Raw genomic sequence first — 10391 nt, 5'->3', positions numbered from 1 at the left:
GTTCGAATATGAAAATTGATCTTCATACCCATGCCAAATTGTCCAAAGCGTCCGATTTCTCAAAAATTTATTATGAGGAGATGATTCGGGAGGCGCTGGACAACGGCCTTGATGCGCTCGCTCTGACCGAGCATTTCAATACGCGTCATTTTGAAGAAGTGTACCAGCAGCTTGACCGGATGTTTCCCTGCAATGGCGAATACTACGATGCAGGCGGATTGAAAATCTTTCCGGGGATGGAAGTGGACATCCGGGAAACCGGCCACATTCTGCTGATCGGCCGGAAAGAGTATATTTTGGAGATCCGCCGCCAGCTGGATGGATATACAGAGAAGGGCTCCTTCATTCCCTTTGATGACCTGATGGACTTAGCCGAAGCCTTCCCGCTGCTCAAGATCGGTGCCCATCCGTTCCGGGAGAGCACGCCGCTCCACCATCTCACCCGCAGTCAGTTGAGCCGCCTGGACGCCTTTGATCTCAATGCCAAGGATATGTACCAATACGGCAGCGAAGCCAATCAAGATCAGGTTCAACGGTTCGCTGCCGATCTCGGCAAGCCTGTTACAGCGGGAAGCGATACGCATCAATGCCTCCAATTCGGAAGCGTCTATAACGAGCTGCAAATGCCTTGCGAGTCTGCTGCCGAGCTCAAGGATGCCATTATGCAAGGCGCTTACCAGCTTCATGTCTCGGACAGCCTGCCGATTAAGGTCAAAGCATCCGTCATGCTGAAAAAGCTCATGAAGGAGATCATCCGGCTCCAATCCGCCTCTGCCGTCATCTAGGTAAAGATTGAAACAATCCCAAAGTTCAAAAGGCACCCCCACTGAGTATTATCCATGCACATTCATGTACGAAAAAGGAGCCCGGTCATGTATCCATGTCCAGGCTCCTTGCGTTTCCGAGAGATTGCTATATTGCGACTCGATCCCATGCCATTCCCGCCCGAACCGGCCCTCTAACCCCATTCCAGCGTTGCGCGAATCAGCGGGATGGGCGGAATTACTGCAGTCGGTCCAACAGATTCAGCATGGCTTGCGCGCTTTCCGCACGGGTGGTCTTGGCTTGAGGCGTAAACGTGCCGTTGGCATGCCCCTTCATCAAGCCAAGAGCCAGGGCTTCATTCACCCCTTGGAGTGCCCATGGAGAAATTTGCTGCTTATCTTTCAGGTCCGGCGCTTCCTCTAAAGAAGAAGCGTCTCCCTTGGTCTGGTAAGCACGGTAGAGCATGACAGCCAGCTCCTCGCGGGTGATCGCCGCGTTCGGTGCGAACGTCTCCTTGCCTCTGCCGTTCACCAGCCCGTGCTGGAAAGCAGCCGCGACCCCCGAAGCATACCATGCATCGCCGTCCACATCCGTGAAGGTCGTATCTTGCGTGCTTTCAAGGCCCAGGGCACGAACGAGCATCGCAGCGAACTGCGCGCGTGTCAGCGGCTGATGCGGACTGAATTTCGTATCGCTGGTGCCATTCACAATAAACTTGGCTGCCAGCTCTTTTACCGCCTGCTCCGCCCAATGACCGGCAAGGTCGGCAAACGATTTGTCGTATTCCAACACGGCGTAGTAGCTGAAATGGCTCACTTCAGCCGTCAGCTGCCCGTTTACCGGCTTGCCGCCGGCATACTTCAATTGACCCGTATCCTTGATGTGGTAGATGCCGCCCAGATTGCGGTGAATGGCGCTGTCAACAGCAAAGCCAATCGTTACAGGTGTTATGAAATGTTCCAGCTTATATGCCTTGCCGTCTTTCGTACGAACGGAGAGACTCAAGTCATACATCTTGCTGCCCTGCTTCAATTTAGCTTTCTCGGTAGCCGCTGCTTTGGCTACGAGAGAGACAGCCGTCTGCGATCCAACCTCCTCCAACTTAAACGAGATGACCGCATCCTTCGCCTGCTCGGCCGGTACGAGCTGGCGCAGCGCTTTGAGCAGCGCGGACGGCAGCCGTACCGTCACGCCGTCACGCTTCAGTTCCAGCGGCTTCGTCCCCAAGATGTCCCCTGCCGTCAGCGGCAAGAGAACTTCGATTTCCTGGGCACCCAGCTGAATCGTCACCTTCTCTTGCTCGCCGCGCAGCGACTCTTCGTTAACGATCCGCTGACCCTGATCCGGCTTCGTTCCCGGATCGGCAGGCGGATTTCCGCCTGATCCTCCGCTTCCGTTTCCGCTTCCGCTGCCAGGGTTGCTGCCGTTGCCGCCGTCATCGATCTTAGCATTCATGTTGATCACAACGGCCGTCAGAGGCTCCAGCGTGATCGAGCCGGAGGTTAACGTGAAGCCGGACTTTGCTTTGACGCCAGTCGTGCCGGCTTCATCGTTATCGACCACCACCGTGCCGGAGCTCAGATCATCGTTAAGCGTCAACGTTCTCGACTGACTATCCGCATTAACGAACACATAATAATGGCCGGTTCCGTCCGTCGCTTTATTCTTATAGGCAATGACCAGATCCTGCGCCTTTACTTCGGGAATCTGCAGCAGCGTAACGTTCGAATTCACCATCGACTGATCGCCAAGGCGGAAAGCGTCGGACGATTTTCTTAACTCGATCAGTCCCGTCGTATATTCCCGCGTCTTGTTACTCTCCGGATATTTGGCTTCATCCGTCGCCTTCTCCCAATCGAACATGTTGATGGCGTCGGAGGAGTCATAGGAATCATGGATGAAATAACCGAAACGGTTTCCTGCCTCGTCCTCTAATTCATGGTATTTCTGCTCGGGAACCCCTGGGCCCAGCCATTGCTTGGTCCGCCCGTACTCCTGTCCTGCATGGAGGAACGCCGTTCCTTGCGAAGTCAAGGTGAGCAGGTTGCCCAGGCGAATGCGCTTGTGGATCTCCAGATCATTCGCTGCAATCGACGGGTCCTTTTTGATGGACTGCGCAATAATGTCGTACAGCGGCAAATTATCATGGGCTTCAATGTATTGAACCATGTCACCCGGATCGTCTTCCTTCGTGTTGCTCGGCTGCGCCTTGATATTGTTGAAAATGGTTTGGATGTCGCGCGCGCCGCCCGTAATGAATCGTGGCTCGCCTTCATTGCCGAAGCCGGATTTCAGCTCGTTGCGGAACTCATCGGAGAAAACGCCGACATCGTCCGTTTTATCCATCCAATTCTGGTCCGCACCCTTGCCTGCCAGGGAGGGATCCGACAGATGACCGCCGAACGTGACCCAGCCCTCGCCGATAAACAGCGCTTTCGGATTGATGGCTGCAGCGGCATCATAGGCGTTCTGCACGGCTTCGTAGGTGGCGTCGCCCATCATATCCCAGCGCATGCCGTCGATTTTGTATTCGTCGAACCAATATTTCACCGAGTCCACCATCAGCTTCTCGGCCATCCTGTGGTTGGTCGCCAGATTGTTGCCGAAGCCGCCGATGAAATTGCCGTTGGCATCCTGGAAAGCATAATAGTTCGGCACGATATCATTCAAGAAATCAGCCTTGGCCATATGGGTGTAGACCACGTCCAATACGACGCCCATGTCCGCCTCGTGAATGGCGTTGATCATCGCCTTCAGTTCTTTGATGCGAAGCTCGGGATCCGTCGGATCCTCGGAGTAAGCACCGTCAGGGGAGAAATAGCTGTGCGGGTCATACCCCCAGTTGTACTCATTGTCTTTGGCCGAATAATCCAGCTCCCTGTTCTTCATGGCCGCTTCGTCACCGTAATACCAAGCCATCACGGGCAGCAGCTGAACATGGGTGACGCCCAGGGATTTGATGTATTCGAGCTTCTCTTTGAACGCGTCGTAGGATCCCCAAGTCGCGTTATGCAGGTCGTTCTCAATCGTCGGATCGGACGTGAAATCCCGGACGTGAATCTCCCAAATGATGGCGTCTTCCCGCTGCTCGTAGCCCGGAATGTCCGCAAAATCATATCCGGCGGGATCCGTTTGACTCAAATCGACGATCGCGGCTTTCCCGACGGTATCGCCGTCCGGTCCAACTTCGCCCTTGGTGTTCACTCTGAATTGCGCCATGGATTTGGCATATGGATCCAGCACGGTTTTCGTCACGCCGTTGTTGGTCACTTCGTATTGATAAAAGTATCCTCTAAAATCTTGGATACCGAGGTCTCCCGGTTTCAATTGAACCGACCATACCCCTTTATCACCCTTTTGAAGGGCGACTGTGCCGATAAACTGCGTAGCATCATCCTTGCTGTACATATTTGCGGTGACTTCGGTCGCCGTCGGTGCCCACAAATTAAGCTCGGCTCCTCCAGCCTGATAAGTCGCTCCGAGGTCATCGCCGTCGTAAGCGTACATCTCATCCAGCATTCTCCAGCCGTTGGAGGCGGATACGGTTTTTCCGGCGTAGGTTACGCTTAGCGGTAATTGATCCAGCTGAAACGATGCCGATACTTCGATGGTCGTGTTTCCGGTAACCTTCACGTTTTGAATGGCAACCGGATGGCCGTCCTTATCCTTAATCTGCAGCTCATTCTTCAGCGTATCCGCTTCCAAACCATCGGTCATGGTAAATCCGAGCTGGAGCTTTCCGGGAGCCAATACCTCGGCCGAGACCAACCCGGTAGGCACCTCCCCATACGGAGATGTGTAGACGGTGTTGTCACCTTCTTTAATGAACAGATGCTGGTATCGGTCTACGAGCGTGAAGCCTTTGTCGCCGCCGTCTTTGCCGGCGTCTCCTTTGGCCGGATCAAGCACGAGGAAGTTAATCTTCTGAGCCCCCGGCTTCATCGGAACGTCCACATAAGCGCCATATCGGTCGGTTTGGCCTGAAGGGAACATGGTAGCCCCCGTCGGCCAGTCTTTCGAAGGCGCAGCGACATCGTCGCCCCATAACCATAAACCGTACGGATCATAGTTCTCATCCTGCCTTTGATAGTGGATGCGCACGGTATCCGCGGGCAGGTCAACTGGCTCAAACCCGTATACCGTATCGGAGCCTTCCTTGAGCCATACTTCGTTCATGTCCGGCGAGGCTAGGGTGAATTTCTTGTCGCCGCCGTCTTTATTGCCACTGATGCGATCGACAACGACGATGCCGACTTTTTGGGCGCCGTCCTTGAGCGGAATGTCGACGAAGGCCCCGTAGGCGTCCTGCTGTCCGCCAGGGAATGGCGTTGCGCCTGCCGGCCAGTTGGCGGACGGAGATGCGACGTCATCGAATATCCACAGCCCGACGCTGCCGTAATTGGCGTCAGCCCGGTTGTAATGGATGCGCAGATGGTTAGCCGGCACCGGCGTTCCCGGATCGGCGGGTACCGTGAAATGAGCGGCAACGCCGTGATTGGCCGCATCGTAGCTGAACGTAACCTTAACGTCCTGCGGCAGCTGAAGCGCCTCCCGGTTAGCGGGGTGAACCGGACTTGCCGCATCGCTGCCCAAAGCGATTTGGTACTCATGATCCCCTTCGTACACGTCGGCCGTCACCGTGTATACATGGTCATAATCGGAATCCTGCATGATTAATCTCGCATCCGCAGGCGACCAGTCGGCCGCTTCGCCGATGCCCGATTGGAAGCTGCCGATCACTCGGGGAAGCTTATCCGCCTCGATCGGAGCGTAGTATGTAGAATCCGCGATCCGGTGAGTCCCATGATTGTAATAAAAGGTAACCTGGGAATCTTGAGCGAGCGTTATGAGGATGTTGCCGTCCTTGTCCGCTCCGCTGGGATTGGAATAATGGGCGGAGCCGTAATTCTCCTCCCATTTGCCGTCGATCGCGATCTTGTATTCGTACGATCCCGCGGGCAAGCTGCCGGTAAACCTATATTCTCCGTTCCCCATATCGTTCATGGTTGTCGCGGCGGCAGCCGGATCCCAATCCCCGCTATGGCCTAATTCGGATTGCAGAGTCCCCACCAGCGTAACCTGGCTTGGCGCGCTATCGGCATCGGCCGTTGATGGCGGAATGCTGAGCATGGAGAAAATCAGCGAAACAATCATGATGATGGACCAGGTTCGTTTGCTTGAAACCGTCATTCTCATGAAACAAATAGCCTCCTCTTGTTCTTGGATTAGGTACAGCTGATACGATGTTGATGCCAATCATTGCGCAAACGCTTGCATAAACAGGTTTGAGCTCCCATCAAGTAAAGTACGACAATTACTGACAATAGTTAGAGAATATGTTCGAAATATAGAATGAGAAAAATATTTCTGAAAGCGATTACAATGGAAACGTTTGCATCATTTATTGTAGTATCGTGGCTCCTTCTCGTCAACCACTTTTTGACCTGTCTTCACAATGAATTTTGCGGCTCAAGCGAGTTTCGCAAACAAAAGATTGATTTCCCGCGACGATTCCCATAACATTAAACATTATAATGATATAATGTTTAATGTTCGCAAAATCATGGATGCAGGGGGATTTCATATGAAATTTCGTTTCGAGGGCGCTGTTACGGATGTTATGCCAGGCATTCAGCTGCTGCTGGATGAGCTTGAGGTCGAGCTTGGGGATAACGGCATCCCCGTTGAGGTAGCCTTGTCCGATGGCAATCTGGAGGTCGGCAGGGACCGAGACCACGCCTATATTCGTTTCGGAAGAAAACATCAATTTTTCCGGGGACTCGGCCTGCTGGTTCAACACAGCCGCCAAAGCGATTCGTTCCACCTTCACGAACGTCAGCAATTTGACCAGATCGGCCCGATGTTCGACCTGTCCCGCAACGCCGTGCTGACCGTGGACAGCTTCAAGCTCATGCTGAACAAGATGGCGCTGATGGGAATGAACAGCGTGATGTTATACATGGAGGATACCTATGAGATCAAAGACGAGCCGTATTTCGGTTATATGCGCGGCCGCTACACGCAGGCGGAGCTGAAAGAGCTGGACGATTATGCCGATCAATTCGGCATCGAGGCTTTTCCAAGCATCCAAACCTTGGCGCATCTGGAGGAATTTCTGAAGTGGGAGCCCATCAAGCATTACCGCGATACGAAGGGTGCCCTGCTCGTCGGCAGCGAGCAGACCGACTCCCTGATTGAACGGATGATCGAGGCTGCCAGCGCTCCGTTCCGTAGCAACAAGATTCATATCGGGATGGACGAAGCGGAGGAGCTAGGACGGGGTAAGTATTTGGATCACAATGGTTATGTGAGCCGTTTCGACATTATGATCGCCCATCTGGACAAAGTCCTGGCTGCCGTCCGCAAGCGCGGCCTGAAGCCGATGATGTGGAGCGACATGTTCCTGAAGCTCGCTGCCCGCGGAGGCGGCGATGCAGCATATTACGACAAGGACACCTCGATTCCGGAGGATATGGCCCGCCGCATCCCGAAGGATGTGGACATGGTGTACTGGGACTACACCCACATGGAGCCGGAGGACTATGAGAAGCTGATCGCCAATCACCGCCCGCTGGGCTGCAACCTCGTGTTTGCCGGAGCCGTCTGGATCTTTAACACATTCGGCGTCAACTACGGGTTGTCCCTGAACGCTTCGAATGTTGCGCTTCAAGTGTGCAAGCAGGAAGGAATCCGTGAGGTATACGCCACGATGTGGGGCGATGACGGCAACGAAGGAAATCCGTTCGCGGCGCTGCTCGGTCTGCAGCTTTATGCCGAGCATGCCTACTCGGCACAGAAGCCTTCCCCGGCACAGTTGGCGGAACGGGTGAAATTCTGTACGGGCATCGACATGGAGGCGTTCCTCTTGCTGAAGGATCTGGACGAGATTCCCGGCCAGGAGCCGAACAACGCCAAACAGAGCAACCCGTCGAAATTTTTGCTGTATCAGGACGTGCTTCTCGGGATGTTCGACAAACAGATCGAAGGCCTGGACCTCTCTAACCACTATGCCGAGCTGGAGCAAAACCTCCGCGCGAAGCGCGATAGTACGGCCGAGCTCGACTATCTGTTCGAGATGCCGGAGAAGCTTAGCGCCGTTCTCAAAAGAAAGAGCGAAATTGGCATTCTGCTGAAGCAAGCCTATGATGCCAAGGACGCCGATACCTTAAGGCATATGGCCAAGAACGTGCTCCCTGCCATCTCCAAAGCCGTGCAAGAACTGCGCATTGCCCACCGTACGCAGTGGCACCGGATGTTCAAGCCCTTCGGCTGGGAGGTCATCGACATCCGTTATGGCGGCGTCATCACCCGCCTGGACACCGCATCGTTCCGCATTCTGGAATACGTTGAAGGACGGACGGCACGAATCGAGGAGCTTGAGCAGGAACGGCTGGTGTTCAGCACGACCAACCGCGATAATCACAAAGGCGTCGGCTGGTGCAGCCATTACTACCGCATGGCTTCGCCAAACGTGTTCTACCATGTGCTGAATCCTTTTTAAGGGTCTTAGCTGCTTACCTATCGACAACACTTGATGAAGCCCCGGTTCCCGGGGCTTTTTAGCATAATCGCCGGGGCGAGGAGCTTACCCTCTGGGCCGGCGTGCATCGCATTCACTTCACCCGCGCGTTTACCCGCCGATACGGTATCTCTCCGTCTCGCTACATGCAGCAGTTGATCATGGAGAAAGCGACCCGCCTGTTATCCGCCCAGGGAACCAGTATCACGCAGACCGCTTTATCCCTGGGCTATTCGGATTTGTTTACGTTCTCCCGCGCCTTTACCCGGTATTTCGGAATGACGCCGAGCGCATTCGTGAAAGCGAATCGCCCATCATCGAGAACAAGCGAATAACAAGGAACCGCCATACGATAAATGATAAAGGAATCGCCGTTATCGATCTTACAGCAACGAAAAGAGGCTATCCCATTAGGGAAAGCCTCTAGCTTTTTACATCACCTTTTTTACGCTGCGATAAACGACAGGACAACCTACTCCTCCATCAGCCCCCACAGCGTGGTGAATGCCTTGCCTTCCAATTGAAAGAATACAGGCGCATTGGCATATCGCACATATTGGCCGCCTTTAAACAGTCTTAACTGGACTTCCGTCCCGTCCTGAAGCTGGATATACAGAAATTTCTGCTCGCTAGGCCCGGTCTCGTAAATCCCTTGCTCAAACAGAGGCTCTGCCGCTATCGGCTTCGCTTCATATAAAGCTTCAACGAAGGCTTGCACCTCTGCATCGGCGGAAAGCTCGCGCAGCTTGTTCTCGCCCATGTTCCAGCTGTCGAAATCCTGCCATTGAACCGAAGTCATGTTCCCCATCAGATTCAGCTTGCCGATAATATCCTCGCCCTTGGCCACCGTAACCCCGTTTAGATGCTCATACAATTCGGCGTAGATTTCCCCGTCGTGCTCCATGTAGGACATGATTCTAAAATCGGCGTCATATCCCTTCACCGTGAAGATGTCCATTTCGCCGATCGTCGAAGCAAGCTCCGTATAATCATCGGAGGAGCTCCATTCCGTAATCCCCGACTTCGACCGTCCAAGCTTGTCGCCCCGCAGCTGCTTGGCGATGTCCGGCGTAATTTGCGTACCGGTTTGGGTGTAGATCTTGCCTTGGTATACAACCAAACCGATCATGTCGGCTTTGACGTTGCTCTCGCCCGGAAGCTCGATTTTTGGAATAATTACCGGATCATGACCAACCTTCGCGGTCGGCGGGGTATTCTCCCCCGTTCCTTGTTGAACCACCGGAATATCGCTGTCCGCTGGCTCTTTCTCAAGATTCAATACCAGCGAAGCCACTACCACCAGCCCCAACATAACGGCCGCAGTGACGCCAGCGACCCCCATTCGGTTCATTCTCGTCGTTTGACGCTGATTTTGTTTCATTCCTTTCATAATCCGCTCCTCCAATCCTCTGTCAGGTTGGATTCGATCTATCAATGATTTGTAGTCATTCCGATTCATTAATCGTCCTCTCCTTCCAAGTCCATGCGCAGCAGCTTCCTGCCGCGCTGAAGACGCATCTTGACCGCAGACTCGTTAATCTGCAAGATCCCGGCGATTTCCTTAACGGAATAATCCTCGTAATAAAACAGATGGATGACCGACTTATACTTGAACGGCAAACTCATGACGTTATCCATCAATGTCCGTTCCGACGGTTCGACAAAATAATCGTTCATATGCTCCATTTTGGTTACCCGCTTGCGCCACAGGCTCCCTTGCATGTTCTTGCAGTGGTTCGTAATCACCCGAATGAGCCAAGCTTTCTTATGCTCCTGGTCCCTGAAGTCGGGCGCTTTATATATCAGTTTCATGAACGTCTCCTGAATGGCTTCTTCGACATCCTGTTTGTTCCCAAGGTACACCATCGCTATTTTAAAAAGCATATCGCCATATAATTCATAGGTTTCCGTAATATCTCCGCCCGGCCGGAGCGAATCGATCTGCATCGCCTAGACCTCCTTTTACCCTTAACACAGTTATGGACGTGAATCGGTCACATTTTGATTTTAAATTTTTCGGCATACAGAAGAAGATGTCCCAAAAGCTCTCAGATCTGGCGTGCCCCCTTTTCTGTTAGGAGACGCTCCGTGTACGAATCGTTCCTCC

The 10391-nt window shown here is 53.5% G+C and carries 6 protein-coding genes; 3 read left to right on the top strand and 3 right to left on the bottom strand.

Going from position 1 to position 10391, the window contains the following annotated elements:
• Positions 1-8 precede the first annotated feature (8 nt).
• Positions 9-785: a PHP domain-containing protein gene (locus DP091_RS15320; RefSeq protein ID WP_113059109.1), complete on the top strand. Its 777-nt coding sequence runs from the start codon at positions 9-11 to the stop codon at positions 783-785.
• A 217-nt stretch (positions 786-1002) separates the two neighbouring features.
• Here the strand turns inward: DP091_RS15320 and DP091_RS15315 are convergent, their stop codons facing one another.
• Positions 1003-5961 carry a pullulanase gene (locus DP091_RS15315; RefSeq protein ID WP_113059108.1) on the bottom strand — a complete coding sequence of 1653 codons (4959 nt, stop codon included), beginning with the start codon at positions 5959-5961 and terminating at the stop codon, positions 1003-1005.
• 388 nt (positions 5962-6349) lie between these two features.
• Between DP091_RS15315 and DP091_RS15310 the strand changes: the two genes are divergently transcribed.
• Together DP091_RS15310 and DP091_RS15305 are read left to right on the top strand one after the other, a co-directional pair.
• Positions 6350-8266 carry a beta-N-acetylhexosaminidase gene (locus DP091_RS15310; RefSeq protein ID WP_113059107.1) on the top strand — a complete coding sequence of 639 codons (1917 nt, stop codon included), beginning with the start codon at positions 6350-6352 and terminating at the stop codon, positions 8264-8266.
• Positions 8267-8367: 101 nt separating this feature from the next.
• Positions 8368-8619 (top strand): helix-turn-helix transcriptional regulator, encoded by a 252-nt coding sequence (locus DP091_RS15305; protein ID WP_258394537.1) that lies wholly within the window; start codon positions 8368-8370, stop codon positions 8617-8619.
• A 137-nt stretch (positions 8620-8756) separates the two neighbouring features.
• Here DP091_RS15305 and DP091_RS15300 read toward each other — a convergent pair whose 3' ends face one another.
• Positions 8757-9674, bottom strand: a complete 918-nt coding sequence (locus DP091_RS15300; protein ID WP_258394536.1) for a hypothetical protein — start codon at positions 9672-9674, stop codon at positions 8757-8759.
• A 68-nt stretch (positions 9675-9742) separates the two neighbouring features.
• Positions 9743-10231 (bottom strand): RNA polymerase sigma factor, encoded by a 489-nt coding sequence (locus tag DP091_RS15295; RefSeq protein WP_113059105.1) that lies wholly within the window; start codon positions 10229-10231, stop codon positions 9743-9745.
• Positions 10232-10391: the final 160 nt, after the last annotated feature.

This window comes from Paenibacillus sp. MDMC362 (assembly GCF_003269305.1).
In the GTDB taxonomy this organism is placed as follows: Bacteria; Bacillota; Bacilli; order Paenibacillales; family Paenibacillaceae; genus Paenibacillus_AQ.
Note: the sequence above shows the minus strand (reverse complement) of the source record. Positions and strands in the feature narration are given on the sequence as shown.